General features: G+C 74.5%; 24 protein-coding genes. 7 read left to right on the top strand and 17 right to left on the bottom strand.

Going from position 1 to position 25,672, the window contains the following annotated elements; translation table 11 throughout:
• Window positions 1-24: 24 nt before the first annotated feature.
• The 7 genes from EKG83_RS20855 to EKG83_RS20825 are packed head-to-tail and all read right to left on the bottom strand — an operon-like array spanning window position 25 to window position 6,261.
• Window positions 25-786, bottom strand: coding sequence for a class I SAM-dependent methyltransferase (locus EKG83_RS20855; protein WP_033431760.1), 762 nt, complete (start codon window positions 784-786; stop codon window positions 25-27).
• On the bottom strand, window positions 783-1,469 hold the full coding sequence (locus EKG83_RS20850) for an adenylyl-sulfate kinase (RefSeq protein ID WP_170191858.1): 687 nt from the start codon (window positions 1,467-1,469) through the stop codon (window positions 783-785). The genes EKG83_RS20855 and EKG83_RS20850 overlap by 4 nt, the downstream gene beginning before the upstream one ends.
• A complete protein-coding gene (locus EKG83_RS20845) occupies window positions 1,466-2,194 on the bottom strand; it encodes a phosphocholine cytidylyltransferase family protein (RefSeq protein ID WP_084716526.1) in 729 nt (242 codons plus the stop codon). Before EKG83_RS20845 ends, EKG83_RS20850 begins: the two co-directional genes overlap by 4 nt.
• A gap of 36 nt (window positions 2,195-2,230) precedes the next feature.
• Window positions 2,231-3,151 (bottom strand): sulfotransferase domain-containing protein, encoded by a 921-nt coding sequence (locus tag EKG83_RS20840; protein WP_033431758.1) that lies wholly within the window; start codon window positions 3,149-3,151, stop codon window positions 2,231-2,233.
• A gap of 43 nt (window positions 3,152-3,194) precedes the next feature.
• The gene (locus EKG83_RS20835) at window positions 3,195-4,301 is read right to left on the bottom strand and encodes a phosphonoacetaldehyde reductase (RefSeq protein WP_051766060.1); all 1,107 of its coding nucleotides are present in this window, start codon (window positions 4,299-4,301) and stop codon (window positions 3,195-3,197) included.
• Entirely contained in the window at window positions 4,298-5,404 is a 1,107-nt protein-coding gene (aepY, locus tag EKG83_RS20830; protein WP_033431757.1) for a phosphonopyruvate decarboxylase, read from the bottom strand. The genes EKG83_RS20835 and aepY overlap by 4 nt, the downstream gene beginning before the upstream one ends.
• Window positions 5,401-6,261 carry an isocitrate lyase/phosphoenolpyruvate mutase family protein gene (locus EKG83_RS20825; RefSeq protein WP_033431756.1) on the bottom strand — a complete coding sequence of 287 codons (861 nt, stop codon included), beginning with the start codon at window positions 6,259-6,261 and terminating at the stop codon, window positions 5,401-5,403. Before EKG83_RS20825 ends, aepY begins: the two co-directional genes overlap by 4 nt.
• Window positions 6,262-6,655: 394 nt before the next feature.
• Between EKG83_RS20825 and EKG83_RS20820 the strand changes: the two genes are divergently transcribed.
• Complete coding sequence (locus EKG83_RS20820; RefSeq protein ID WP_170191857.1) at window positions 6,656-7,552, top strand: TauD/TfdA family dioxygenase; 897 nt, start codon at window positions 6,656-6,658, stop codon at window positions 7,550-7,552.
• Window positions 7,553-7,794: 242 nt separating this feature from the next.
• Here EKG83_RS20820 and EKG83_RS20815 read toward each other — a convergent pair whose 3' ends face one another.
• Entirely contained in the window at window positions 7,795-9,264 is a 1,470-nt protein-coding gene (locus tag EKG83_RS20815; RefSeq protein WP_084716522.1) for an MFS transporter, read from the bottom strand.
• 369 nt (window positions 9,265-9,633) lie between these two features.
• Here EKG83_RS20815 and EKG83_RS20810 point away from each other — a divergent pair, with 369 nt between their 5' ends.
• Entirely contained in the window at window positions 9,634-11,058 is a 1,425-nt protein-coding gene (locus tag EKG83_RS20810) for an MFS transporter (RefSeq protein WP_051766059.1), read from the top strand.
• Window positions 11,059-11,070: 12 nt separating this feature from the next.
• On the opposite strand, the gene EKG83_RS20805 is transcribed toward EKG83_RS20810, so the two are convergent.
• Window positions 11,071-11,976 carry a LysR substrate-binding domain-containing protein gene (locus EKG83_RS20805; RefSeq protein WP_033431753.1) on the bottom strand — a complete coding sequence of 302 codons (906 nt, stop codon included), beginning with the start codon at window positions 11,974-11,976 and terminating at the stop codon, window positions 11,071-11,073.
• Window positions 11,977-12,047: 71 nt separating this feature from the next.
• On the opposite strand from EKG83_RS20805, the gene EKG83_RS20800 reads away from it, so the two are divergent.
• Window positions 12,048-12,899: an SDR family NAD(P)-dependent oxidoreductase gene (locus tag EKG83_RS20800; RefSeq protein ID WP_033431820.1), complete on the top strand. Its 852-nt coding sequence runs from the start codon at window positions 12,048-12,050 to the stop codon at window positions 12,897-12,899.
• A gap of 44 nt (window positions 12,900-12,943) precedes the next feature.
• Here EKG83_RS20800 and EKG83_RS20795 read toward each other — a convergent pair whose 3' ends face one another.
• From EKG83_RS20795 to EKG83_RS20760, 8 genes are all read right to left on the bottom strand, one after another.
• Complete coding sequence (locus tag EKG83_RS20795; RefSeq protein WP_228122732.1) at window positions 12,944-14,197, bottom strand: SGNH/GDSL hydrolase family protein; 1,254 nt, start codon at window positions 14,195-14,197, stop codon at window positions 12,944-12,946.
• A gap of 5 nt (window positions 14,198-14,202) precedes the next feature.
• The gene (locus EKG83_RS20790) at window positions 14,203-14,871 is read right to left on the bottom strand and encodes a polysaccharide deacetylase family protein (RefSeq protein ID WP_084716518.1); all 669 of its coding nucleotides are present in this window, start codon (window positions 14,869-14,871) and stop codon (window positions 14,203-14,205) included.
• A gap of 65 nt (window positions 14,872-14,936) precedes the next feature.
• Entirely contained in the window at window positions 14,937-15,350 is a 414-nt protein-coding gene (gene pcaC / locus EKG83_RS20785) for a 4-carboxymuconolactone decarboxylase (RefSeq protein WP_153278250.1), read from the bottom strand.
• Complete coding sequence (pcaD, locus tag EKG83_RS20780; protein ID WP_084716516.1) at window positions 15,347-16,207, bottom strand: 3-oxoadipate enol-lactonase; 861 nt, start codon at window positions 16,205-16,207, stop codon at window positions 15,347-15,349. Before pcaD ends, pcaC begins: the two co-directional genes overlap by 4 nt.
• Window positions 16,204-17,541, bottom strand: a complete 1,338-nt coding sequence (gene pcaB / locus EKG83_RS20775; RefSeq protein WP_033431751.1) for a 3-carboxy-cis,cis-muconate cycloisomerase — start codon at window positions 17,539-17,541, stop codon at window positions 16,204-16,206. Before pcaB ends, pcaD begins: the two co-directional genes overlap by 4 nt.
• The gene (pcaG, locus tag EKG83_RS20770) at window positions 17,534-18,094 is read right to left on the bottom strand and encodes a protocatechuate 3,4-dioxygenase subunit alpha (RefSeq protein WP_033431750.1); all 561 of its coding nucleotides are present in this window, start codon (window positions 18,092-18,094) and stop codon (window positions 17,534-17,536) included. The genes pcaB and pcaG overlap by 8 nt, the downstream gene beginning before the upstream one ends.
• A complete protein-coding gene (gene pcaH / locus EKG83_RS20765; RefSeq protein ID WP_033431749.1) occupies window positions 18,081-18,818 on the bottom strand; it encodes a protocatechuate 3,4-dioxygenase subunit beta in 738 nt (245 codons plus the stop codon). Before pcaH ends, pcaG begins: the two co-directional genes overlap by 14 nt.
• Before the next feature lie 31 nt (window positions 18,819-18,849).
• Entirely contained in the window at window positions 18,850-20,025 is a 1,176-nt protein-coding gene (locus EKG83_RS20760) for a 4-hydroxybenzoate 3-monooxygenase (RefSeq protein ID WP_033431816.1), read from the bottom strand.
• A 134-nt stretch (window positions 20,026-20,159) separates the two neighbouring features.
• Between EKG83_RS20760 and EKG83_RS20755 the strand changes: the two genes are divergently transcribed.
• The 4 genes from EKG83_RS20755 (at window position 20,160) to EKG83_RS20740 (ending at window position 25,592) form a co-directional block, all read left to right on the top strand.
• Complete coding sequence (locus EKG83_RS20755; protein ID WP_033431748.1) at window positions 20,160-20,939, top strand: IclR family transcriptional regulator; 780 nt, start codon at window positions 20,160-20,162, stop codon at window positions 20,937-20,939.
• 170 nt (window positions 20,940-21,109) lie between these two features.
• The gene (locus tag EKG83_RS20750; protein WP_033431747.1) at window positions 21,110-22,099 is read left to right on the top strand and encodes a glycoside hydrolase family 11 protein; all 990 of its coding nucleotides are present in this window, start codon (window positions 21,110-21,112) and stop codon (window positions 22,097-22,099) included.
• 1,022 nt (window positions 22,100-23,121) lie between these two features.
• Window positions 23,122-24,432, top strand: coding sequence for an McrB family protein (locus tag EKG83_RS47980; protein ID WP_051766057.1), 1,311 nt, complete (start codon window positions 23,122-23,124; stop codon window positions 24,430-24,432).
• Window positions 24,429-25,592: an McrC family protein gene (locus EKG83_RS20740; protein ID WP_051766056.1), complete on the top strand. Its 1,164-nt coding sequence runs from the start codon at window positions 24,429-24,431 to the stop codon at window positions 25,590-25,592. The genes EKG83_RS47980 and EKG83_RS20740 overlap by 4 nt, the downstream gene beginning before the upstream one ends.
• Window positions 25,593-25,672 lie beyond the last annotated feature (80 nt).

Raw genomic sequence — 25,672 nt, 5'->3', positions numbered from 1 at the left:
GGCACGGTAACAGCCCGGACCCGGTCACCTCCGGACGCGGGCCGCGAGCCACCCGACGGTCCGGTAGGGCACCTCCACCTCGTCCCCGGCCCGGGAGCGCACCAGCTCGTCGATCCGGCGCAGCACGTCCTCGAACGCCGGACCCGCCTGGCGCTGGAGGGTCGCGTGCGAGCGCCACGCGGTGAGCCAGTCGTCGACCGGCAGGCGGTGGACGGCCAGGTCCTCCACCCTGGTCACCAGGGTGAACAGGCCGCTCCGCTCGATCAGCGGACCGTGGTCCTCCCGCCGGCGCCCGTAGGAGTAGCCGGGGACGTGCGCGCGGATCAGCTCCTCGATCTCCGCCTGGAGCGGGTCGTCGAGCCTGCGGTGGTTCCACACGCACGCGAACCACCCGCGGTCGTGCAGCATCCGCGCCGCCTCGACCAGGGCGCGGGGCTGGTCGGTGGTGCTGAAGGCCGAGCCGTAGGCCACCAGGTCGTACCGGTCCCCCGGCAGGCCCGTGTCCTCGCCGACGCCGACGGACCACCGCACCTCGCCGCGACCGGCGGTGCGCTCGACGCCGATCGCCCGCATCGCCTCGTTCGGCTCGACGGCGTCCACGACGCAGTGCCGTTCGAGCAGGTCGAGCGTCAGGTGCCCGGTGCCGGCCCCGATGTCGGCCGCCAGCGGGCGCTCCTTCCCGCAGGCGGCCACGATGCGGTCGACGGTCCGCGGCGCGTACCGCGGCCGGTACGAGTACGAGGGGGCCAGGCGGGTGTAGTCCCAGTCGAGCGCGTGGTGGCTCATGGTCGGCGACCTCCTTGTGCCAGCAGGGCGTGCATGATCAGTTCCGCGGCCGAGGCGGGCGTGGTGTCCCCGAAGTTGGGCACGACCAGGTCGGGCGCGGTCGGGAACTCGGCGGCGAGGCCGACGCCGATGACCTGGGCCCGGTCACCGGTCGGGCCGTAGAGCCCCTTGGGGTCGCGCCGCTCCAGCTCCTCCAGCGGTACGTCCAACAGGACCTCCACGTAGTTGCGCAGGTGCTGCCGGTTCCACTCGTGCACGGCGTGGAAGAGGGCGATCGCGGCGCAGATGACGACGTGGCCCTGGTCGGCGAGCAGGCGGCACAGCCGCCCGTAGACGAACGCCCGCCGCCTGCGGGACCGCAGGTCGTGGGCACCGGTCACGCCCAGCACCTCCCGCAGCTCGTCGCCGTCGAGCAGGACGGGCCGGACGCCCCGGTCCTCGACCCGCCGCGCCACCTGGCGGGCGACCGACGACTTGCCCGCGGCGGACAGGCCGGTGATCCAGACGACCGCCCCGCGCGGCAGCGCGCCCCCGTGCGGCACCTCCGCCGCGCGCGGCAGCGCAACCCCGTGCGGCACCTCCGCCCCGCGCGGCAGCGCAACCCCGTGCGACACCTCCGCCCCGCGCGGCAGCGCAACCCCGTGCGGCACCTCCGCCGCGCGGTCCCGGCGCGACGCGGTCACCGCGCCCACCGCGCCCCGCCGGCGCAGGCGGCCTCGGCGAGGGCGAGGTCGTCGGTGCTGTCCACCTCGGTCCACTCGTCCGAGTCGACGTAGAGCGGGGTGATGCGCCGGTGCTTGGCCAGCTCCCGGATGGCGAACGGGTACCAGGTGCCGGTGGCCCCGGAGGCCGCCAGCGCGCGGGCGGTGTCGACCAGCAGGCGCCCGCCCTCGGCGGTCCACCGGGAGGAACCGAAGAACTCGCCGCTGGTCCGGTCGGGCGCCAGCTCCTTGTCCAGGTGCCACACCGCCCCGTCCCGGACCTCGATCGCCATGTCGATCTCGGACCGCGGCCGGTGCGGGTCGACCAGGACGGCGTCGCCCCGGCCGTTGACCAGCAGGTCGACCAGCCGCCGGGACAGCAGGACGTCGGAGTCGATGACGACCACCTCGCGGTCGAAGTAGTCGACCGTCGCCAGCAGCGACACGATGTTGTCGGTGTGCGCGTAGTCGGGGTTGCGCACGAACGCGACCGGCGGGCGGTGGGCGAGCCCGGAGACGTGGTCCTCCAACTGGTCGGCGCGGTAGCCCGTCACGCACACCACCTCGCCCGCGCCGGCGTCGTGCAACCGGGCCAGGAGGCGTTCGATGATCGGCACCCCGCCCACCGGCACGAGGCACTTCGGCCGGCGCGCGGTGTGCGGCAGGAGCCTGGTGCCGCGGCCCGCCGCCGGGATTATCACTCGCATCGCATCACCCTCCTGTGGTCCGCGCGCCCCGGCGGTTCAGCGCCCGGCGCCGTCGGGCGGCTCACCAGCCGGCTCACCGGCCGGCTCGTCGAGGTGGTACCCGAGCCGGGCGGCCACCGCCCGCAGCTCCGCCCCGGCGAAGTACGGGCGCAGCCGCGGCGTCATCCACGTCCGCCACTCCCCCACCTGGCCGCGGCGCATCACCCGGACCCCGGCACCGCCGGCCGTGCCGTCCGCGCCGACCGCGGCCTCCTCCCGCGCCCGCATCGCCTCGTAGCTGCTGTCCCGGCAGGCGCGCACGACCTCCTCCTCCGGGAGCGGGCACGACGCGGCGCGGAGCAGCCCGGTCGTCCGGCCGACCGGGTCGGACTTCATGTCCTCGAACCGGATCACCTCCACGGGGATCCCGCGGTCGTCGGTGTAGCGCAACCAGTCCCGGTAGTAGGTCCACCAGTTGTCCACCGGCGGCGGGCCGAGGAAGAAGGGCCGGCGCAGGAACTCCTCGAACTCCTCGGGCACCTTCTCCCACTCCAGCTCGCCGAAGTTCCGGTGGTAGCGGTGCCAGGAGTAGATCGCGTCGCGGGGGTCGCGGACGATGAGCCAGACCTGCCCGAACTCGCACCCCTCGAACTCCTCGACGGGCAGGTGGGTCTTCATGAACCGCGGTTCGCCGCGGCCGCCCCGGGCCGCGTCCTCGGGCCTGCGGGCGGTCCGGATGCGGCGGCTCACGGGATCGGCGGGTGGCAGCAGCGAGCCGTCGGGCAGGAACACGTCCCGGTTCAGGTCGACGTAGCCCAGCCCCAGCTCCAGCAGCAGGTTGCCCACCAGCGACGAGCCCGCCCCGGCGACGTTGGGCATGACGACGTCCCGGGGTCCGACCCACGCCAGGTTGCGGTAGTGCAGGTCGAAGCCCATCGACGCGAAGCGGCCGGTGCGGCGGGGCCGGAACTGCGCCATCCCCTCGTCCCTTCCTGCCGGGCGTGCCGCTCCGGGCACGCGTTCAGAGCATCGCGGAGAGCCGTCGGACGGCCTGGTCGCGCGCCACCTCGACCGGGTTGTTGCGCGCCCGGCCCGACGCCAGGCCGGCGTCGACCAGGTCGGCCACGTCGGCCGGGCGGACGCCGTAGCCGCTCATCCGGTCGGGGAAACCGGCCCCGGTCAGCAGCGCGCGCAGCGCCGAGGGCACCGGTTCGCCGGGGTGGGACCGCCGGAAGGCCGCGGTCACGGCCGACAGGTCGTCCCGGACCCGCCGGTGCTCCAGGTGGTGCTCGAACAGCCAGATCAGGTTCAGCGCGCAGGCCACGCCGTGCGGCACGCCGAACCTGGCGGTCAGCCGGTAGGAGAACGCGTGGGCGGCGGTCGTCCTGGTCAGGTCGATCGCCTGCCCGGCCGTGGTCGCCGCGGCGGCGAGCGCGGCCAGCCGCTCGTCACCGGTGGCCCCGCCGCCCAGGGCGGTGAGGACGCCCTCCAGCGCCCGCAGCGCCAGCCGCCGGGACGCCGCGGTCGAGCGGCGGCTCCAGTGGGACTCGACGGCGTGGCAGAGGGCGTCCAGGGCGCAGCTGCGCACCAGCCGGGCCGGGCACGTCCGGAGCAGTTCCGGGTCGACCAGCGCGTACTCCGGCGCCACCGCGGGGTGGTCGAGCGACATCTTCACGCCGTCGACGTAGACCGTGGCGAAGCGGGTGGCCTCGCTGCCCGACCCCGCGGTGGTCGGCAGGGCCACCAGCGGTGGCCGCCGGTGCGCGGGCGCCGGTTCGGCCTCGCCGGTCAGCAGCGGCAGGGCCGCGCCCCGCTCCGGCGGGAGCGACCGCACGAGCTTCGCCGTGTCGATGGCGCTGCCGCCGCCGACGGCGACCACGAGGTCGGGCTTCACCCGGCGGTGGACCGCGCTGCCGGCGAGCACGCCCTCCAGCACCGGGTTGGGCCTGACCCCGGAGAACCACTCGACGTCCAGCCCGCGCACCGCGGCGGGCACGCCCGCGGCCCGGACCGCCCGCTCGCTGCCCACCACGAGCAGCCGCCTGGCCCCGGCGTCCCGGACGACGTCGGGCAGCAGGTGCCGGACCCCGGCGCCGAGCACCGTCCGCACCGGGGAGGGCGAGGTCACGGCGCGGCCGCGGCGGCCGCGGCGAACCTGGCGTGGATCTGCGGCGCGGGCACCGCCGAGGTCGCCCGGGGCGGCACGCCGCCGGCACCGGCGGCCACCCTGATCACCACGAGGTGGGGCCCCGGGCTGCCCGCCGCGGCGTCGAGGGCGCGGCCGACCTCGTCCCGGGACGCGCACTCCACCGCGGTGCGGTAGCCGACCGCGGCACCCACCTGCCGGAACGACGTCGTCGCCGAGCTCGTCGGCTGGCCGCCGGTCGACTCGTAGACCCCGTTGTCGAAGATGACGTGGACGAGGCGGGTCGGGGCCGCCGCGCCCACCGCCGACATCGAGCCCAGGTGCATCAGGGCCGCGCCGTCGCCGTCGAGCACGACGACGTGGCGCCGGTCCCCCTGGGCGAGCACGACACCGAGCCCGAACGCGCCGGCGTGCCCCATCGACCCCTGCATGTAGAAGAACCGCTCGCAGTCGGCCAGCCCGAACAGCTCGCGGGAGGTGTAGCCGGTGGTGGCCACCACCAGGGCGCCGGGCAGCCTGTCCACGACCATGGCGATCCCCTCGGCCCTGGTGGGCAGCCCCGCCGGCCGGGGCGGGCCGGGGGCCGTCCCGGGCTCGGCGCGGCCGATGGCGCCCTTCGGGACCAGGACGAACGCCGGTCCGCCCCGCGACGCCGCCTCGACCGCCGGTGCCAGCACCGCGGCCAGGTCACCGGCCAGCGTCCAGTGCGGGACGCCGAGGGTGTCGAGCAGGCGGTGGGTGGCGCGACCCATGACCCGGTGCTGGGGCTCGTCGGCGTCGGGGTCCGGCCAGCCGCGCAGGCTCAGGAACACCAGCAGCGGCAGGCGGTAGGGCAGCACCAGGGAGGTCAGCGGGTTGATCATGTTGCCCAGGCCGGAGTTCTGCGCGAAGACGGCCGTCGGCGTGCCGCCCGCCCAGGCACCGGCGGCCAGCGCTACGGCGGCGCCCTCGTTGGCGGCGGGGAGGTAGCGGCCCCGCCGGCTCAGGTGGGCGATGGGGCCCGCGAGGTAGGAGCACGGCACCCCGGTGTGGTGCCCGATCCCGTGCGCGTCCAGGGCGTCGACGAACTCCCCGACCGGGATCACCGCTCCACCGCCAGCCACCGGTCGAGCCGCTGCAGCTCGAAGATCTCCGAGATCGGCGCGATCCGGCCCTCCACCGCGACCGAGGTGCCCTCGTCCCGGATCGTCCGCAGGGTCTCCCGGACCGAGCGGATCGCGGCGCGCAGCGACTGGTTGGCGTAGATGATCATCGACACGCCCGCGCCGTGCGCGTCCACCGCGTTCCAGTCCGGGTAGGTGGTGGGCACGATCACCACGGGCACCTGACCACCCCACCCGGCCAGGAACCGGAGGATCGGTTCGTTCGAGGTGGACTTCGAGTGCACCAGCACGGCGTCGGCGCCCGCCTCCGCGTACCGCGTGCACCGGTCCAGCGCCTCGGCCACCTCCCGGCCGTCGATCAGCGCCTCGGTGCGGGCGATCACGCAGAACCGGGAGGTCCGCTGCACGCTCTTGGCGACCTCGACCTTGTGGCAGAAATCCTTGGTGGCCACCAGGGTGTGGTCGGTGGCCACGAAGCTGTTCATCTTGGGGAACACCTTGTCCTCGATGCAGACCGCGGTGATCCCCTCCCGCTCGTACTGGCGGACCATGTGGGCGACGTTCATCGGGCCGCCGAAGCCGGTGTCCACATCGGCCACCACCGGGATCGAGCAGGACTCCTGCATCTGCGCCGCGACCTGGAGGTAGTCGGTCATGGTCAGCAGGCCGGCGTCGGGCAGGCAGCGGGCCGCGGAGATCTCGAAGCTCGACGCCCAGACCGCGTCCAGCCCCGCCTCCTCCACCAGCAGGGCGCCCAACGCGTTGTGCGCGCCCACCGCGCGCACCAGGCGACCGCTTTCCAGCAGCGCCCGCAGCGAAACACCATCAGTGGACGACATCAACTTGCCCCCCTCAGCCACACCACGAAGAAAGCACCGGAGTGCCGCCCCGCACCGTCGACCGGGTTTCGGTGACACCGGGAACACCGCCGCGACGAGGGCCGACCGGAGTGGCCGACGCATCACGGTCGACCTGGCGACCCAATGCGGAACGAATGGGCATGGACTCGTTTCGGACCATGGTAGCGAGCAATGTCAAGCCTCAGAACCAGATCCCCCGACATTCGAGACATTCGACCGGACGGATAACAGCTGGAATGGAATGGTGCGCAACCCGACCGGCGCGACCGGCGCACTGGTCCTTTCGTGTGGTAGCACGCGGTGCGTGTTTACCGGCGAGGCCCGGTGGTTGTACACAGCCTGGAAGACCGCGGACCCCGCCCGGGAGGTCTCGATGTCCACAACAGACACTGCCGTGCCCGGCACGCCGGACTGCTTCGACCCCGTGCGCGTGCCGGTGAGCGGCCCGCTGGAGGACTTCCTGACCCGGCCGGGCACCGGCGGCACCGACACCGCCGCGGCCCGGGACCGGCTGGCCGACCTGGTCGCGCGCCACCTCCTGGGCGAACCCGGCGCGCTGGTGCTGACCGGTCTGCCCACCGAGCCGGGGGCGGCCCGGCGCGCCGTGCTGCGGGTGACCGGGCTGCTGGGCTCGGCCCTGCCGCAGAACCGCGAGGGCGAGCTGGTGCGCGAGGTGCGCGACCGCGGGACGGCCATCGGCGAGGGCAGCCGCGCGCGGTACTCGGACTCCCGGCTCGGCGGCAGCCCGCACACCGACGGGGCCGAGGCCCCGCTGCCCGCGCCCGACGTGTTCACGCTGTTCTGCGTCCGCCAGTCCGAGCGCGGCGGTGCGCTGCGCCTGGTCCACGTCCGCGACCTGGTGCGCGAGCTGTCCGGGCACCCCGACCTGCTCGCCGTGCTGCGCGAGCCGTTCCACTTCGACCGCCGCGGCGACCAGGGTCCCGACGAGCCGCCGACCACGGCCAAGCCGGTGCTCTTCGAGCAGCGGGGCCGGCCGGCGGTCACCTACCTGCGGAGCTACGTCGAGAAGGGGCACGCCCACCCGCACGTGCCGCCGCTGAGCCGGGAGCAGGTGGCCGCGCTGGACCTGCTCGACCGGGTCGTCGAGTCCGACCGGATCGCCCGGTCCGGCAAGCTGCGCGAGGGCGAACTGGCCCTGTTCGACAACCTGTCGCTGCTGCACGGGCGCACCGAGTTCGAGGACGAATCCGGGCACCCGCGGTTGCTGCTGCGGACCTGGGTGCGGCTGGACGACGCCCTGTACGGGTGAGCGGAGGTCGTGGTCGGAGGCGGACGAGAGGTGTTCGGGACCGGTTCGCGGCGACCGGTGCGTGGACCGGTGCCACGCGGGCGGTTCGACCCTCTCGCACGGTCCAGCCCCCGCGCGGTTCGGCCTCCCGCGCTCCAGCCCTCGCGCGGTCCGACTCCCCGCGCCCCAGGCCCCACCTTCCAATCCTCCGCGCGGTCCAGCCCCCGCCTTCCGGCCCCCGCGCGCTCCAGTCCCCGCGCGGTTCAGCCCTCGCGCGCGGCCGGTTCGCCGACGGGCAGGTCCGGCGACGCGGACAGCGCGGCGCGTCCACTGTGGTCGGCGCGCAGCCCGAGCACGACCGTGACCACCGCGCCGATCAGCGCGAACCCGGCGGTGATCCCGAACGCCAACTGGTAGCCCGCGGCCAGCGAGGCGACCTCGCCCGCCGGGGCCGACCGCCGGGCCTGCACGGCGGCGATCGTGGCCAGGCAGGCGATGACCAGCGCGCTGGAGATGTGCGTGCTCGTCTCGAACAGCCCGTAGGCGGTGCCCTTGTCCCCCGGCGGCACCTCGCTGCCCGCCGCGGCGTTCAGCGGCACCGCGCCCACGATGCCGAACCCGATGAGGACCAGGCCCGGCAGGTAGGACGTGGCGTAGGAGCCGTCGACGGGCGCCAGGGCGAGCCAGAGCAGCCCCGCCGTGCACAGCACCCCCGCGCCGCCGGCGAACAGGGCCCAGTGCCGCGCGGACAGCACGCGGTTGGCGGCCGACGAGCCCACCGCCGCCGCGACGCCGAGCGGCGCGAAGGCCAACCCGGCCTCCAGCGCCGAATAACCCCTGACCTGCTGGAAGAACAGCAGCCCGAGGAACACCGTGCCCACGTAGGCCGCCACCTGGCTCGGCATGCCGGCGATCGCCGCGCGCAGGGAGCGGATCCGCAGCATCGCCGGCTTGAGCAGCGGCGTGCGCGCGTGCCACTCGCGCAGGACGTACCCGCCCAGCAGGGCCGCCGCCGCGGCGACCGCGGCCACCGTGGACCTCGACCACAGGCCCGCCCGCTCCAGGTTGGTCACGGCGTACACCAGCAGGACCAGGCCGCCGGTGGACAGCGCCGCCGCGACGCCGTCCAACCGCTGCGGCCCGTCGTGGCTGCGCCCCGGTTCCAGCAGGCGTGGTGCGACGACCGCCGCGGCGATCGCGAGCGGCGCGCTGAGGAAGAAGATCTGCCGCCAGCCGAGGGTGTCCGCCACCAGCCCGCCGATGACCGCGCCGCACACCGCGGCGCCGCCGCCGGCCACCGCCACCACCGCGAACGCCTTGTGGCGGCGGCGCACCGGGCTGATCGCGCTGATCAACGCGTAGGTGTTGGGGATGGCCAGCGCCGAACCGAAGCCCTGGAGCGCCCGCGCGGCCAGCATCATCCAGGTCGCCTGGGCGAGACCGGCGCCGACGAGGCCGGCGGTGAACACGCCCATGCCGACCACGAGCACCCGCCGCCGCCCGAACCGGTCACCGCAGCGCCCGCCGAGCAGCAGCATCCCGCCCAGCGGGATCGTGTAGGCGGTCAGGACCCACTGGGCGTCGAGCGCGTCCATGCCCAGGCTGCGCTGGATCGCGGGCAGCGCGACGGTGACGACCAGGCCGTCGAACACCATCAGGAAGTTCGTCACCGCCAGCGTCAGCGAGATGAGGGCGAACCGCCCCCGGCTCAAGTGCCCCGTGCGCCAAGGCATCCTCGCACCCCCTTCGCCTCCGCCGGGTCGCCGGTGACGTGACCGGTGCCCCGCACCCCGTCGCGGCACCGTCGCGATCGGACTCCCCGCGCGGGCGCGGGACCCGCGCCGGACGGCGTTCCGCCGGCACCGCCCGGGACGGCGCGCTGCTGGCCCAGCGAATTGCCGGTTTCCGGTGCGCCCAAACTTTCCCCGCGTCACCCACACGAATGAACTTCGCCTTGTCCCGCCAGGATGTCCGCGCCATTTGGAATAGCGGTGGTGACACAAAATGTGGAATATCGGCGTCAGGCGCACTCCGGACGGGTGGTGCGAATAGGACTTCCCGGTCCCGGGTTGACCGGTTCGCCCCGTGGATACCCGGAAGAGGTGGCGACGCTCTCCCCCGAGCAGACCGGAACGCGCGCGGCGGCCGGGCTGGCCGTCCTGTGCACGGCGCACTTCCTGATCGGCGCGGACGGCCTGGCCGTCGCCATCGCCCTGCCCTCGGTGCAGCAGGACCTCGGCGTGCCGGCGCTCGACGCGCAGTGGTTGCTCAGCGCCTACGGTTCGGCCTTCGCGGGCACCCTGCTGCTCGGGGGCCGCGCGGGCGACCTGTACGGGCGCCGCCGACTGCTGGTGCTCGGCATGGCGTTGTTCGCGGGCGGCAGCCTGGCCGCCGGGGTCGCGCCGGGCCTGGTGCCGCTGATCGCGGCGCGGCTGGTGCAGGGGCTGGGCGCGGCGGCCGCGGTGCCCGCCGCGCTCGCCCTGATCAGCAGCGTGTTCCCGCCCGGCCGGGGCCGCACCAGGGCGCTGTCCCTGCTCGGCGCCATGGCGACGGTCGGCATCATGAGCGGCCTGGTGGTGGGCGGCCTGGTCACCGACCTGGTCGGCTGGCGCTGGGTGTTCCTGCTGACCGCGGCACCGGCCGTGGCCGCGGCGGTCTCCGCGGCCCGCGTGCTGCCCGAGGCGCGGGCCGCGGAGCGCGGCTCGGGCCCGCCGGACGTGGCCGGGGCGGTCCTGCTGGCCGCCGGGCTGATGTCGTTCGTGCTCGGCGTGACCCGCGCGGCTCCGGACGGGTTCGCCGCGGCGGGCGCGCTCGTCCCGCTGGTGGCCGGCGCGGTGCTGCTGGCGGGGTTCGTCCTGCGGGAGCGGCGGGCGCGGGAACCGCTGGTGCGCTTCCGAATCCTGCGGCTGGGCAGGCTGAGGGCCGCGTCCCTGGGCATCGGGGTCAACGCCCTGGCGTTCACGTCGATCGTCTACGTGGGAACGCAGTACCTCCAGAACGTCCAAGGCTACAGCGCGCTGCGGGCCGGGATGGCGCTGCTGCCCATCGACGTGGCCGCGTTCCTCGTGGCGCTGCTGGCCGGCGGTCCGCTCGCCCGGCGCTCGCCCCGGGCGGCGCTGTCGGGGGCGTTCGTGCTGACCGCCTCGGCCCTGCTGTGGCTCGCCCGCGTGCCCGTCCCGGCGGACTACCCCACCGACCTCATGGCACCGCTGGTCGTGCTGGGTGCCGCGTTGTCGGCCATCTTCGTCGTCGCCACCCACGAGGCGGTCGCCGACGCACCGCCCGACGAGCGCGGGTTGGCGTCGGGTGTGTTCGAGACCGCCAACCACCTGTTCGGCGGCGCGCTGGGCGCGGCCGCCTACGCCACCGTCCTGGCCACCGCGGCGGGCACCGCGCAGGACCCCGGCGGGTACCGCGCGGCGTTCCTCGTCGCGACGGCGCTGGTGGTGGTGCTGGGGCTGCCGGCGGCGGTGCAGGCGGGCGGGCGGCGGTCCGCCACGCCGGAGAACCCCGCACCCTGGCGGTGACCCACCGCCCCCTCACCCCACCGCCTCGGCCAGGGCCTCCGCCAGCAGCACGGCGGGCTCGGCGAGCGGTCCCGGCAGCCGGGCCAGCACGACCCGCCGCTGCTCGCGCGGCCCGTCGCGCACGGCCAGCAGCTTCACGCCCGGCGGCAGCACCGCGGCCAGCGACGCCGGCACGGTGGTGATGCCCGCCCCGGTGGCCACCAGCTGGAGCTTGGCCAGCCAGTCGCGGGCGACGTGGGCGACCTCCGGGCGTTCGTCGAGCCCCGGCCACGCGCCGAGCAGCAGTTCGTCGGGGCCCGAGCGGCCCGCGATCCAGCGGCGGCCGCGCAGGTCGGCCAGGGACACCGCGTCCGCAGCGGCCAGGGGGTCGGTCGCGGGCACGGCGACGCGCAGCGGGCGCTCGGCCAGCACCCGCACCCGCAGGGGCGGCGTCCCCTCGTCGAACGGCCGGAACGGCGGCGCGGACGCCAGCACGGCCAGGTCGAGGGTGCCCGCGCGCAGCGCCCGCACCAGCGCCGGGGTCGAGCCCTCCCGCGTGGTCACGGTGACCGCGGGGTGGGTGCGGCGCAGGGCGGCGATCGCGCGCGGCACCAGGGCGGCGCCGGCGCTGGCGAACCAGCCCAGCCGCACGGTGCCCGCGTCGGCGGGCAGGCCGGCCAGCTCCCGGTCGGCCGCGTCGAGGTGGTCGAGCACGGCCGCGGCGCGGCGCAGCACGACGTGCCCGGCCGCGGTGGGGCCGACGCCGTCGTGCCGCCGTTCCAGCAGCACCGCGCCCGCGGCGCGTTCGAGGGCGGCGACCTGGCGGGACACCGCGGACTGGGTGTAGCCGAGTGCCGCCGCGGCGGCGGTGAGGGTGCCGCGTTCCACGACCTCCCGGAAGACCCGCAGGGTGGTCGGCGACGCGTCGGACAAGGCCATGACGACTACGCATACCAGGTGTGCCGGTCTTTCACTTCACGCATGTGCCGGGCGTTCCTAGCGTGGGCGCCATGACACGCACCGCAGTGGTCACCGGGGCCAACCAGGGGCTCGGTTTCGCCTTCGTCGAACAGCTCGCCGCCCGGCTCGACCCCGACGACCTGGTCCTGCTCACCGGGCGCGACGCCGGGCGGGTCCGGGAGGCGGTCGCCCGGGTCGACGGGAAGGCGCGCGTCGAGGGGCGCGTGCTGGACGTCTCCGCCCCCGGCGCGATCGCGGCGCTGGCCCGCGAGCTGGGCGAGGTCGACGTGGTGGTCTCCAACGCGGCCGTGCCGCTGCGCCGGGAGGAGTCGCAGGCCGCCCAGGTCGACGGGTTCGTCGCCGTCGGCAACGGCGCCACGCACGCCGTGCTGCGCGAGTTCGGCCCCCGGCTGCGGCCCGGTGGCCGGCTGCTCGTGGTGGCCAGCGGGCTGGGCACCCTGGGTCACCTCGACCCGCGGCTGCACCCCCTGTTCGACGGGGTCGACCTGGACGGCGTCGAGCGGGCGGTCGAGCGGTGGCGGGCGGCCGTGCAGGCGGGCACGGCCGCGGCCGCGGGCTGGCCGCGGTGGATCAACGTGCCGTCCAAGGTCGCGCAGGTGGCGGCCGTGCGCGCGGTGGCGCGGGAGCGCCGGGAGGCCGACCTGGCACAGGACACCCTGGTCGCCGCGGTGTGCCCGGGGCTGATCGACACCAGGGCGTCCCGGCCGTGGTTCGACGACTTCAGCCGGTCCCGCACGCCGGGGCAAGCCGCCGAGGTCCTGCTCGATCGGCTGCTGGGGCCCGTCGACCCGGCCACCTACGGCAAGCTGGTCCAGCTCGGCCACGTCCTGCCCTGGCGCTCGGGCACGCCGTTCCGCGACCTCGGCGGCATCGTCCCGTGACGCCCCGGGACGGCGGCCCCGCCGGCCGCCGTCCCGGGACCGCCTCAGCGGAACAGGCGCAGCGGCACCGCCTCGGCCATCGCGGCCATGCCTGCGTCGTTCGGGTGGAGGTGGTCGCCGCTGTCGTAGGCGGGCCGCAGGCGCTCGGCGTCGGCCGGGTCGCGCATCGCCCGGTCGAAGTCGATCACGCCGTCGTACTCGCCGCTGGTGCGGATCCACTGGTTGACCTGCTGCCGCGCGGCCTCGTTCTCCGGGCTGTAGAACCCGAAGGTGTCACCCTTGAACGGCAGGATCGTGCCGCCGTAGATGCGCACGCCCTGCGCGTGCGCGCGGGCGATGAGCTGCCGGTGGCCGCCGATGACGTCTTCCGCGGTCACCTTCTCCGACGGCGGCGCGATGGAGCCCGCCTGGCCGAGGTCGTTGACGCCGAGCAGCACCACGACGTGGCCGACGCCCGGCTGGGCCAGCACGTCCCGGTCGAAGCGGCGCAGCGCGGCCTGGCCGAAGTGGGCCGCGAAGCCCTCGGCCGGGGTGCCCGCGGGCGGGTTCGGGTCGTGCAGCAGCCGGTTGCCGCTGATGCCCTGGTTGACCACGCCCAGGTGCCGCAGGCCCCGGTCCTGCTGGAACCGGCGGGCGAGCTGGTCGGGCCAGCGGCGGTTGGTGTTGCGGGTGGTCTCGGCGCCGTCGGTGATCGAGTCGCCGAGCGCCACCACCGCCTCGCCGCGCCCGGCCACGCTCACGCCGGTCAGGAAGTGCCACTTGCCCAGCGCGCCGGTCGGCGTGATGTCGGCCGACGAGGTCACGTTGCCCGCCGCGACCCAGCCGTCCTGGTACGGGAAGGCGTGCACGGTCCGCCCGGCCGTCCGCTGGGGCAGGTAGATGCTGACCACCAGGTCGGAGTCCGCCGCCACGGGCAGCACGACCGGGTCGCTGAGCAGCGGCGTGCCCGCCGCGACGGTCACCGAGGCGCGTCCGCCGAAGGTGAGCCGGCGGTCGGTGCGGGGCTCGATCGCGGACCCGGTGCCGGACCTGCGGGCCACCCGGGCCTCGCCGACGACCAGCGGTTCGGTGCCGAACTCGTTGGACAGCCGCACCCGCAGGGTGCTGCCGCCGACCGACAGGTGCACGACCTGCCGCAGCGTCTGGTCCTCGAACGAGGTGGTGTCCGAGGCGGGCACGGTGGTCGGCGAGGTGCCCCACGCGCCGACCCACGACCCGATGCCCCTGGGGGTGGCGGTCGCCGGGAACGGCACCAGCACCAGCAGGGCCAGCAGCAGCGCCGCCCAGGGGCGCCTCACCCGGCTCACCGCTTGGCCGGGAGGTCGAAGCGCCAGCCGTCGGCGCGCAGCAGCGGGATGACCCGGTCGACGGCGTCCACGGTCTGGGCGCGGTCGTCGGGTCCGTCGTGCATGAGGATCACGCCGCCCTCGGTGATGCCCTCGCGGATGCGCCGCACCAGCTCGTCGGTGCCCGGCGGCTCCCAGTCACCGATGGCCAGCTGCCAGCCCAGCGGCTTCATGCCCAGCTTCGCGGCGACCTGCGGCGTCTGGCCCCAGCTGCCGTAGGGGGCGCGGAAGTAGCGGATCGGCACGCCCGGCACGGCGCGGCGGATGGCGGCGCTGGTCTGCTTGAGGTCGGCTTCGACCTGCTCGGGGGTCCAGGCGCCCATGTCGTCGTGGTGCATGCTGTGGTTGCACAGCAGGTGCCCGTGGGCCACGATCGAGCGCACGAGCTGCGGGTGCTGCTCGACGTAGTCGCCCCACAGGCAGAACGTCGCCCGCACGTGGTGCTTGCGCAGCACCTTCAGCAGGCGCGGCGTGTCGGCGGGGTTGGGGCCGTCGTCGAAGGTGAGCGCGACGGTCCTGCCGCCGTGCCGGGTCGAGTCGATGATCTTCGCCTCCTCCGCCTGGGCCGTACCGGTGGCCAGGGCGAGCACCAGGCCGGTGGTCAGGACAACGGCTCTCCACCGCATCGGGGCACCTCTCTCGTCGGACGGCCGCGGGACGGGCGCGACAACTATCCGATCGGGAGGGGACCTCATCCAGGGGTTTCGCGGATGTTTCGAGTCTCAACTGGGGACACCCCGAGTTCGTCCAGCGTTCGCTGGGCGATCGCGAAGGCGGCGTTGGACCGCGGCACGCCCGCGTAGACCGCGGTGTGCAGCAGGACCTCGCCGATCTCCTCGGGGGTCAGGCCGTTGCCGACGGCGGCGCGCACGTGCATGGCCAGTTCCTCGTGGCAGCCCAGGGCGGTGAGCACGGCGAGGGTGAGGCAGCTGCGGGTGCGGCGGTCCAGGCCCTCGCGCGTCCAGACCGAGCCCCAGGCCGCCTCGGTGATGTAGTCCTGGAACGGCCGGGTGAAGTCGGTCGCGGCCGCGGTGGCGCGGTCCACGTGGGCGTCGCCGAGGACCTCGCGGCGGACCTTCATGCCCTGCTCGTGCCGTTCGTTCACGGATTGCCCTCCAGGTGGTGCAGCAGTGCCGCGGTGAAGCGCCCGGGTTGTTCGACGTTGCCCAGGTGGGCCGCGCCGGGCACCACCTCCAGCGCGGCACCCGGCACGGCGCGGGCGATGCGCTCGCCGTGGTCGGGCGGGGTGGCCGGGTCCTCGGCGCCGGAGAGGACCAGGGTGGGCGCGGTGATGCGGGGCAGCACCCCGGTCAGGCGCATGGTGGCGATGGCGGTGCAGCACGAGGCGTAGCCCTCGGCGGGCGTGGCCGCGATCATGGCGCGGTGGTGCGCGGTGCGGTCGGGGTTCGCGGCCCGCCAGCCGGGGGTGAACCAGCGCGCCACGGCGGCGTCCGCGATCGCCACCGTGCCCTCCGCGCGCACGGTGGCGGCCCGGTCGAGCCAGCCCTCGGGCGGGCCCGGGGCGGTGGAGGTGCAGCACAGGGCCAGCGTGGCCACCCGGTCCGGGCGGTGCGCGGCCAGCCACATGCCGACCATGCCGCCCAGCGACAGGCCCACCCAGTGCGCCCGGCGCACGCCGAGGCGGTCGAGCAGGGCGGTCGCGTCGCCGGCGAGGTCGGCCAGGCGGTACGGGCCGGGCGGTACGGGCGACTTGCCGTGGCCGCGGTGGTCGAGGCGGACGACGCGGAACCCGGCGGCCGCCAGGGGCTCGGCCTGCGGGTCCCACATGTCCAGGTTGCTGCCCAGGGAGCCGGAGAGCAGCACGGTGGGACCGTCGGCGGGGCCGTGCTCGGTGAAGTGGAGGTCGACCGGGGTGGAACCGGCGGGATCGGATTCGGTGCGGTCGGATTCGGTGCGGTCGGGCTCGGTGCGGTCGGGCTCGGTGGGGTCGGGCTCGGTCACTTCTCGGCCTCCCGTGCGGCGAGCACCCGTTCGACGAACACCCGCGCGTTGCCCGTGCCGGTGGCCGGGTCGAGCAGGCCGGCCAGCCGCCCGCGGTCGAGGTGGGCGCCGACCAGCGGGTCCCCGGCCAGCACGTCGACCAGCGGCCCGCCGCCCCCGGCCGTGCGGCGGCAGCACGCGGTCACCGCGTCGTGGGCGTCCAGCCGGCCGACGCCCTCCGCCACCAGCGCGGCGGTGACCCGCTCGGCCAGCAGCAGCCCGCCGGTCAGGTCCAGGTTGGCGCGCATCCGCGCCGGGTCGACGCGCAGCCGCTCCAGGCAGGTCCGCAGCCACCACACCGCCGACCCGGTGGCGCGCAGCAGCCCGGTCAGCGGCCGCCACTCGGCGTGCCACGACCCGGCGGCGCGCTGGTGCTCGTGCGCGGCGGCGGCCAGCAGCGTGGCGACCAGGCCGGGTGCCTGGGCCGCCGCGGCGGAGGCGGCCACCGCGGCCACCGGGTTGCGCTTGTGCGGCAGCGTGGAGGACCCGCCCGACCCCTCGGGGCCGTGCTCGGCGACCTCGGCGACCTCGGTCTGGGCGAGCAGCACCACGTCACCCGCGACCTTGGCCACCGCACCGCACACCGCGGCCAGCGCGCCCGCCACCTCGCCCACCCGGCCGCGCTCGGTGTGCCAGGGCAGCACCGGTTCGGCCAGGTCGAGCCGCCGGGCCAGGGCGGCGAGCACGGCCGGTCCCCGCTCACCCAGCGCGGCCAGGGTGCCCGCCGCGCCGCCGTACTGCACGGCGAACCGGGGCCCGAGCGCGCGCAGCCGCGCGGCGGCGGCGTCGAGGCCGGACAGCCACCCGGCGGCGGTGAACCCGAAGGTCACCGGCAGCGCCTGCTGGAGCAGGGTGCGGCCCGCCTGCGGGGTCTCCGCGTGCTCGGCGGCCAAGCGCGCCAGCAGGTCCCCGCACGCCCCCAGGTCGGCCAGCAGCGCGCCCACCGCCGCGCGGGTGACCAGCACGGCGGCGGTGTCGACCACGTCCTGGCTGGTGGCGCCCTGGTGGACGTGCCCGGCGGCCGCGCCGCCGACCCGGGCGGTGAGGGCGCGCACCAGCGGTCCCGCCGGGTTGCCGATGCCCGCGGCCCGCGCACCGACGTCGGCGGCGGAGTAGTGCTCGGCGCGGCACTGCGCGGCGATGGCCTCGGCGTGCTCCGCCGGGACCACGCCGACCTCGGCCTGGGCGCGGGCCAGCGCCGCCTCGAAGTCGAGCATGGCCTGCAACCACGCCGCGTCGGCCACGAGTTCGCGCACCGGGCCCGCCGCCAGGACGCCGTCGAAGAGGTCAGACATCGAAGAACACGGTCTCCCCGTCGCCCTGCAACCGCACGTCGAAGCGGTAGCCGTCGTCCACTCGGGTGGCGACGAGCGTGTGCCGGCGGTCCTCGGGCACCGAGCGCAGCACCGGGTCGTCGGCGTGCGCGTCGGCGTGCTCGGGGAAGTAGACGCGGGTGACCACGCGGTGCAGCATGCCCCGGGCGAACACCGACACGTCGAGGTGGGGTGCCTGGGTCGTGCCGCCCGGTCCGGGCACCGGGCCCGGCACGACGGTGTGGATCGCGTAGGAGCCCGCGACGGTGTCGCAGCGGCCGAAGCCGCGCCAGCCGGGCACGGGGCCGCGCGGGTCGTCCGGGTGGTCGAACCGGCCGTCGGGGTCGGCCTGCCAGGTCTCGACCAGGGCGTCGGCGATCGGCTCGCCGGCGCCGTCGAACACCCGCCCGCGCAGCCACACCCCGCCGGGCGTCCCCTCGGGCACCACGTGCGGGCCGTCGTCCCAGACCAGTCCGATGTGGAGGAACGGGCCGACGGTCTGCGACGGCGTGGTCGGCAGGTCAGTGCTCGTCATCCTCGTCCTCCTCCTCGAACGGCGTGGCCGCCGAACCGCGCAGCACGATGTCGAACTCGAACGCCAGCGCCCACTCCGGGCGCGTGCGCGCCAGGTCGAAGCGGGACACCATGCGGGGCCGGGCGGCCTCGGGCACCGAGTTGTAGATGGGGTCCTGGAAGAACAGCGGGTCGTCCGGGAAGTACATCTGGGTGACCAGGCGCTGGGTGAACGCCCGGCCGAACAGCGAGAAGTGGATGTGCGCGGGCCGCCAGGCGTTGTCGTGGTTGCGCCACGGGTAGGCGCCTGGTTTGACCGTGACGAACTCGTACCGCCCCCGCGAGTCGGTGACGGTGCGGCCGACGCCGTCGAAGTTCGGGTCGAGCGGCGCGGGCCAGCGGTCGCCGGTGTGCCGGTAGCGGCCGGCCGCGTTGGCCTGCCAGATCTCGACCAGCGAGTCGGGCACCGGGCGGCCGTCGCCGTCCAGCACGCGCCCGTGCACGACGATCCGCTGCCCGATCGGCTCCCCGTCGTGCTGCCGGGTCAGGTCGTGGTCCAGCTCGCCGATCCGGCCCGGTCCGAGCACCGGCCCGGTGACCTCGGTGAGCAGGTGCGGCAGCAGCACGAGCGGCTGCTTGGGGTGGCGCAGCGAGGTCGACCGGTACTCCGGCGAGTCCAGCGGCGGGTGGCTGTCGTGGTCGCGGCGGTAGCTCGGCAGCGCGAGCCGCGGTGGCGTGGTGGTCATGGGCTCCTCCGGGAGGTCTCGGCGGCGTGGGCTACAGCTCGATCGGCCAGCCGGTGTAGGACTCGGCCAGGTGGGTGGCCGCCGCGGTGCTGCCGGTGACCAGCTCCAGCTCGCCGAGCTGCCGCTTGAGGTCGAACGCGGAGCCGGCCGGGTCCAGGTGCAGCATCGAGGTCATCCACCAGGAGAAGTGCTGGGCCCGCCAGACCCGGCGCGCGGCGGTGGGGCCGTAGGCGTCGAGCAGGTCGGTCTCGTTGGCGGTGAAGAAGCGCTCCAGCGCGCGGGCCAGCACCACGACGTCGGCCACGGCCAGGTTGAGGCCCTTGGCGCCGGTGGGCGGCACGACGTGCGCGGCGTCGCCGGCCAGGAACAGCCGGCCGTGCCGCATCGGCTCGCAGACGTAGCTGCGCATCGCGATGACGCCCTTGTCGAAGATGCGGCCCTCCTTGAGGGTGAAACCGCCGCCGGCGACCCGGGCGTTCAGCTCGGCCCAGATGCGGTCGTCGCTCCAGTCGTCGGGCCGCTCGTCGGGCGCGCACTGGAAGTACATCCGCTGCACGTCGGGCGTGCGGGTGCTGATCAGGGCGAACCCGCGCTCGGAGTGGGCGTAGACCAGCTCCTCCGAGGAGCGCGGCGCCTCGACCAGGATGCCGAACCAGCCGAACGGGTAGGCCCGGAAGTAGTCGGTGCGCACGTCGTCGGGCACGGTGCGCCTGCTGACGCCCGCGGACCCGTCGCAGCCGGCGATCACGTCGCAGCGCAGCTCGACCGGGGTGCCGTCGGCGTCGGTGAAGGAGATGACCGGCCGGTCGGAGGTGACGTCGCGCAGCGCCACGTCCCGGGCGCCGAACCGGATGTCGGCACCGCCCTTGAGCCGGGCGGCGATCAGGTCCTTGAGCACCTCGTGCTGCGGGTAGAGCCACACCGCCCGGCCGGCCAGGCCCGCGAAGTCGATCCGGTGCCCCTGCCCGCCGAACCGCAGCTCGACGCCCTCGTGGCGGGCGCCCTCGGCGCGGGCCCGCGCGCCGACGCCCAGGTCGGTCAGCAGGTCCACGGTGCCCTGCTCCAGGACGCCGGCGCGGATGGTCCGCTCGATCTCCTCGCGGCCGCGCGTCTCGACCACGACCGACTCGATCCCGCGCTCGGCAAGCAGGAGGGACAGCACGAGGCCGGCCGGCCCGGCGCCCACGATCCCGACTCTGGTTCGCATGGTGGTCAAGCCAACGGGCGCGCACCGCCGACCGCCAGGAAGTCCTTCCGCTCAGTGGAAGGACGGGCAGATTCGGCACCCGGCCCGCGGCTAGGGTCGTGGCCACTGGTGCCGGGCGACGAGGGGGACGGCGCATGGCGGGCAACGGCGGCGCCGGGCCGCGGTCGGTCACCGGGCGGGCGCTGGCCCTGCTCGCGGCGTTCGACGCGGAGCACCCGAGGCTGACCATCACCGAACTGGCCAGGCGCGCCCGGCTGCCGCTGGCCACCGCGCACCGGCTGGCCGCCGAGCTGGCGGCGTGGCAGGCGCTGGACCGCGACGAGTCCGGCTGCTACCACGTCGGGCTGCGGCTGTGGGAGACCGCGTCGCTGGCCCCGGTCTCGGCCGGGCTGCGCGAGACCGCGCTGCCGTTCATGCAGGACCTGTACGAGGCGACCAGGGAGAACGTCCACCTCGCCGTCCGCGACGGGTTCGACGCGCTGTACGTGGAGAAGCTGTGCGGCCACCGCTCGGTGCCCGTCGTCTCCCGCACCGGTTCCCGGCTGCCGCTGCACCCCACCGGCGTGGGCAAGGCGCTGCTCGCGCACGCCGACGCCGAGTTCGTCCGCGAGTACGTCGAGCGCCCGCTGGGGCGCTTCACCCCGTACACGATCACCGAGCGCGGCCGGCTGCTGCGCGAGGTCCGCGCCACCGCCGCCCGCGGCTACGCGCTGACCAGCGAGGAGATGACGCTGGGCTCGTGCTCGGTGGCCGTGGCCATCCCGGGGAGCGCCGCGGCGCTGGGCATCGTGGTGCGCTCGGTGCGCGCCGACCTGCACCGCCTGGCACCGGACCTGCGGGCCGCCGCCGAGGGCATCGCGCGCCGGCTCGCCGACGCCGCCGAGGACCGCGGGCGCGGCGCGCGCCGCGCCTGAAACACCCGGGAGAATCCCCCGCGAGGGGTGGTTTCGCAAAACCCCGCGAATCTTTTCGCAATGTTTCGACAATTGTTGACAGTCCAGCGTACCGGACAAACACTGTCGACCCGACGTTTTCCGTCGTCTCACGTGGCATTTCACCACCTCAACGGAGAGGGAGCACGCACATGAACGACGTCCCTGCACGGTCGAGAAGACGGGGTCGCACCAGGTCGCTCCTCGGCCGCACCGGCGTCCTGGCCGCGGCCGCCGCCCTGGCGGTGCTGACGCCCGGCATCGCGCAGGCGGCCATCACCACCAACCAGACCGGCACCAACAACGGCTACTTCTACTCGTTCTGGACCGACAGCCAGGGCACGGTCTCCATGGACCTGGGGTCCGGCGGCAACTACAGCACCTCGTGGCGCAACACCGGCAACTTCGTCGCGGGCAAGGGCTGGAGCACCGGCGGGCGCCGGACGGTCAGCTACTCGGGCAGCTTCAACCCGTCCGGCAACGCCTACCTGACCCTGTACGGGTGGACGCGGAACCCGCTCGTCGAGTACTACATCGTCGACAACTGGGGCACCTACCGGCCCACCGGCACGTACAAGGGCACGGTCACCAGCGACGGCGGCACGTACGACATCTACCAGACGATGCGGTACAACGCCCCCTCCATCGAGGGCAACAAGACCTTCCCGCAGTTCTGGAGCGTCCGGCAGCAGAAGAAGACCGGCGGCACCATCACCTCCGGCAACCACTTCGACGCGTGGGCCCGCAACGGGATGAACCTGGGCAGCCACGACTACATGATCCTGGCGACCGAGGGCTACCAGAGCAGCGGCAGCTCCAACATCACGCTGGGCAGCACCAGCGGCGGCGGCGACCCCGGCGGCAACCCCGGCGGCGGGGGCTGCACCGCGTCGCTGTCCGCCGGTGAGCGGTGGAGCGACCGGTACAACCTCAACGTCGCGGTCAGCGGGTCGAGCAACTGGACCGTGACGATGAACGTGCCGTCACCGGCGAAGGTGCTCTCCACCTGGAACGTCAGCGCCAGTTACCCGAGCGCCCAGGTGCTCAGCGCCAGGCCCAACGGCAGCGGCAACAACTGGGGCGTGACGATCCAGGCCAACGGCAACTGGACCTGGCCGACGGTGTCCTGCAGCGCGAGCTGATCGTTCGCCGGACGGCGCGGTGGCCGCGTTGGCCGCCGCGCCGTCCGGCGCGTCCCGCCCGGAGACCGCGGTGGTGCCCGACCGGCCGCAGTCGACTGGTCGGATGCCCCCGTCCCCGGCTCCGGCCACGGCCGACCTGCTACTCCACCGCGTGGAACGCGGCCTCGACCAACCCGGTTGAACCGGCCGGAGGTGATCGCCCGCCTGGGTTCCAGCGGCAGGCACGCCGCGACGGTTGCCACGTCGGCGCACCCCAACCGCCCGGCCACCGCCGCACCTGCTCCAGGGGGTGGTGGCCAACCCGCCGGGCACCGCCCCGGTATCGGTGACCGCCACGGCCGGGTCCGGGCTCGTGGTCGCGGGCGACCCGGCCGCCAGCGTGGCCGCGAGGGCGGCGAGCCCCCGCCGGCGGTACCTCGTGCGCACTTGCCTCACTCCTCGCATCGGTGTGGGCGGCTGCGGTCAGTGGAAGCAGGTGCCAGTCCACCGATCCCCTCGACCCGGCTGACCAGCACATCGTCCGTGATGAGGTAGCGCGACGGGTCCATCCGGTTGCCCACCCCGACGGGGTGCCGGTGAAGAGCAGGTCACCGGGCAGCAGCGGCAGACCGCGGAGAGCCGGGCGACCAGGTCCGGCACGGTGAAGAGCATGTTTTCGCGCGGTCGCGCTGGACGGCTGTCCCGTTCAGCTCGATCGAGTCGTCGGGCCCGACGATGGCGTCCACGTTCCGGAAGAACGCGATGCCCTTGTTGGGCCGGTCTTGGGCACGCGCCCGTCGCGTAGTAGCCCACCGGGGTGGTCAGCGAGGTGTCGTGGCGGACGGCGGCGCCGAGGGACTGGAGGGCCTGGCCCAGCGGTGGGGCGAACAGCATCGCGTTGAACGGCCCGGTCCGCCGGCCATCGTCGTCGGTGAGGCGGAACAGCTGCGGGCCGGTCGCGCGGGGACCACCGGCGATGGCGTCGTACAGACGGGACGTCGTGCGGGGACCGCCGGCCTGCCGACCAATGGGATGATGGTTGCGTGCAGGCAACGGACGACACGGGCGCCGTGCTCAACGCCGAGTTCGAGGTCGAGCCGGACGGCGACGGGCTCGCGCTGGTCATGCGGAGCGCGAGCGGCAGGTCCCCCAGGTACCCGAACGGCATCAACCCCCAGTACAACCACGCCCTCGAACTGCTGCTCGGTCGACTTCGCGATCGCGGGGCCGTGCTGGAGAGCGGGCTGGTCGACTCCAACCGGGTCCGGAACCTGCCCGAGGCGGAGCGGCGGATCCTGGACTCGCCCGTCGTGCTGGAGCACGTGACGGACATCGAGCAGTTCCGCAGGAAGCTGGGGCGCGCCCAGGGCCGGATCGGCAAGAACCAGGACGGCAACAACACCAAGCAGATCCGGCTCCGGTTACGGGTACCCGGGTACGGTCCCGGCGACGCGGCCCGGCTGGCCGCAGACCTGTCGCAGCCCTCCGCCCAGCCCGCAGGTGGCGTCGAGCTGCCCGACGCAACGCAGGAGCTGGCCGACCGGCTGCACTTCGACCTGTCCTGGTTGCAGAAGATGATCACGTTGTTGCAGCACCGCAAGCAGGTCGTGCTCTACGGACCGCCCGGCACCGGCAAGACCCACCTGGCGCGGGAGCTGGCACGTCACGTCACCGCTCCCGACGCGATCCGATTGGTGCAGTTCCACCCCTCGTACACCTACGAGGACTTCTTCGAGGGGTTCCGACCGCGGCTCCAGGACGGCACCGCGACCTTCGAACTGGTGCACGGTCCGCTGCGCCGCCTGGCCACCGACGCCGAGGCTGACAAGGGCCGGCCGTACTTCCTGATCATCGACGAGATCAACCGGGCGAACCTGCCGAAGGTGTTCGGGGAGCTGTACTTCCTGCTGGAGTACCGGGACGAGGCGATCGACCTCCAGTACTCCCCCGGCGACCGGTTCAAACTACCGGCCAACGTCTTCGTCATCGGCACGATGAACACCGCCGACCGCTCGATCGCCCTGGTGGACGCGGCCATGCGGCGCCGGTTCGCCTTCGTGGAACTCCACCCGGACCACCCGCCGGTGAGCGGCGTGCTGGCGCGGTGGGCCGAGGCGCACGGCAAGGACGACGGACGCGCGACGTTGCTGGACAAGCTCAACCGGCTGATCGGCGCCGACCGCGAGTTCAAGATCGGTCCGTCCTACCTGATGAAGCCGGATGCGGACCACGGGCTCGACCTGGTGTGGGAGCACTCGATATTGCCGCTGCTGGAGGAGCACTTCTACGAGCGCATGTCGCGTCGACGGGTGCACGACACCTTCGGCCTCGACGCCATCCGCAACCTCCCGTGATCGTCCTCAAGGAGAACACCGGCACCGGCGAGACCGTGTCGCTCACCCCCGCGCAGGTGGACCACCTGCGCAGGTGCGGACTGGTCGAGGTCCGGTCGAGCGGTCGGGCCTTCACGCTGGTGCCCAAGGCCAAGCGGGTCGGCGCCGTGCACGCCCACGGGCTCGACGTCGTGGTGGAGCCGAAGGTCCGCATCCCCCGCCTGCTGTTCATGCTCGGCTACGCCGTGAACCCCGGGTTCCTCCCGGAGAACGTCGAGGGCGTGGAGGCGGACGGGTTGTGGGCGGTCGTCGCGGAGACCCTGTGCCGCAACGTCGAACGAGCCCTCGCCCGCGGCGTGCTCCTCGGTTACACCACCGAGCACACCACGAGCACCGTGGTGCGCGGCCGGGTCCGGGTCGGCGACCAGCTCGCCAGGCGGCCCGGTCGCATGATGCCGGTGGAGGTCACGCACGACGAGTTCACGGTGGACACCCCCGAGAACCGCATCCTGCGGGCCGCGGTCAGCCGGGTGCTCGCGCTCCCCCGCGTCGACGATGCGGTGCGAACCCGGCTGCGCCACCTGCTCAACCGATTCAGCGGTGTCTCACCACCGGCGCGCGGAGCCGTTCTGCCGCGATGGCGACCGAGCCGGCTCAACGCCCGCTACGAACCTGCGCTGCGCATCGCGAAGCTGGTGCTGGACACGATGTCGTTCGAGGTGGGTGAGGACGGCCTGTCGATCGCCTCGTTCGTCGTCAACATGGAGCAGGTCTTCGAGGACTTCGTGACCACCGCGCTCACCGAGGCGTGGAGCACCGGCCCCGGTCGGACCGAGGGCCAGTACCCCGTCAAGCTCGACACCGGTGGTGCGGTCTCGATGAGCGTTGACGTCGTGCACCTCGTGGACGACGTGCCCCGGTTCGTCGTGGATGCGAAGTACAAGCTCGAAAGCAGGTCGGGGCGCTACCCGAACACCGACCTCTACCAGGTGCTCGCCTACTGCACCGCGCTCCGGGTGGACCGCGCCTGGCTCGTCTACGCAGGTGACAGCGCCAACGCCACGTCGCACCGGATCCTGAACTCCCCGATCACGATCACCACGTGGGCGCTCAACCTCGACGTGCCGCCGCGGGACCTGATCGCGCAGGTGGAGCGCTTGGCGCTGTCCGCCTGGACCTAGTCACCCCCGGATCGGGCTTGCCGACCAATGGCACGGTCGTCCTCCCCGCACCACGGCCCGTCCTACCGCCGCCCCATCGT

This window comes from Saccharothrix syringae (genome assembly GCF_009498035.1).
GTDB classification, from domain to species: Bacteria; Actinomycetota; Actinomycetes; order Mycobacteriales; family Pseudonocardiaceae; genus Actinosynnema; species Actinosynnema syringae.
Note: the sequence above shows the minus strand (reverse complement) of the source record. Positions and strands in the feature narration are given on the sequence as shown.

Coding starts and splice junctions, on each gene's coding strand:
- EKG83_RS20855 (WP_033431760.1), bottom strand. CDS start 786: ATGAGCCACCACGCGCTCGACTGGGACTACACCCGCCTGGCCCCCTCG.
- EKG83_RS20845 (WP_084716526.1), bottom strand. CDS start 2,194: ATGCGAGTGATAATCCCGGCGGCGGGCCGCGGCACCAGGCTCCTGCCG.
- EKG83_RS20840 (WP_033431758.1), bottom strand. CDS start 3,151: ATGGCGCAGTTCCGGCCCCGCCGCACCGGCCGCTTCGCGTCGATGGGC.
- EKG83_RS20825 (WP_033431756.1), bottom strand. CDS start 6,261: ATGTCGTCCACTGATGGTGTTTCGCTGCGGGCGCTGCTGGAAAGCGGT.
- EKG83_RS20820 (WP_170191857.1), top strand. CDS start 6,656: ATGTCCACAACAGACACTGCCGTGCCCGGCACGCCGGACTGCTTCGAC.
- EKG83_RS20815 (WP_084716522.1), bottom strand. CDS start 9,264: ATGCCTTGGCGCACGGGGCACTTGAGCCGGGGGCGGTTCGCCCTCATC.
- EKG83_RS20805 (WP_033431753.1), bottom strand. CDS start 11,976: ATGGCCTTGTCCGACGCGTCGCCGACCACCCTGCGGGTCTTCCGGGAG.
- EKG83_RS20800 (WP_033431820.1), top strand. CDS start 12,048: ATGACACGCACCGCAGTGGTCACCGGGGCCAACCAGGGGCTCGGTTTC.
- EKG83_RS20790 (WP_084716518.1), bottom strand. CDS start 14,871: ATGCGGTGGAGAGCCGTTGTCCTGACCACCGGCCTGGTGCTCGCCCTG.
- pcaB (WP_033431751.1), bottom strand. CDS start 17,541: ATGTCTGACCTCTTCGACGGCGTCCTGGCGGCGGGCCCGGTGCGCGAA.
- pcaG (WP_033431750.1), bottom strand. CDS start 18,094: ATGACGAGCACTGACCTGCCGACCACGCCGTCGCAGACCGTCGGCCCG.
- pcaH (WP_033431749.1), bottom strand. CDS start 18,818: ATGACCACCACGCCACCGCGGCTCGCGCTGCCGAGCTACCGCCGCGAC.
- EKG83_RS20760 (WP_033431816.1), bottom strand. CDS start 20,025: ATGCGAACCAGAGTCGGGATCGTGGGCGCCGGGCCGGCCGGCCTCGTG.
- EKG83_RS20755 (WP_033431748.1), top strand. CDS start 20,160: ATGGCGGGCAACGGCGGCGCCGGGCCGCGGTCGGTCACCGGGCGGGCG.
- EKG83_RS20750 (WP_033431747.1), top strand. CDS start 21,110: ATGAACGACGTCCCTGCACGGTCGAGAAGACGGGGTCGCACCAGGTCG.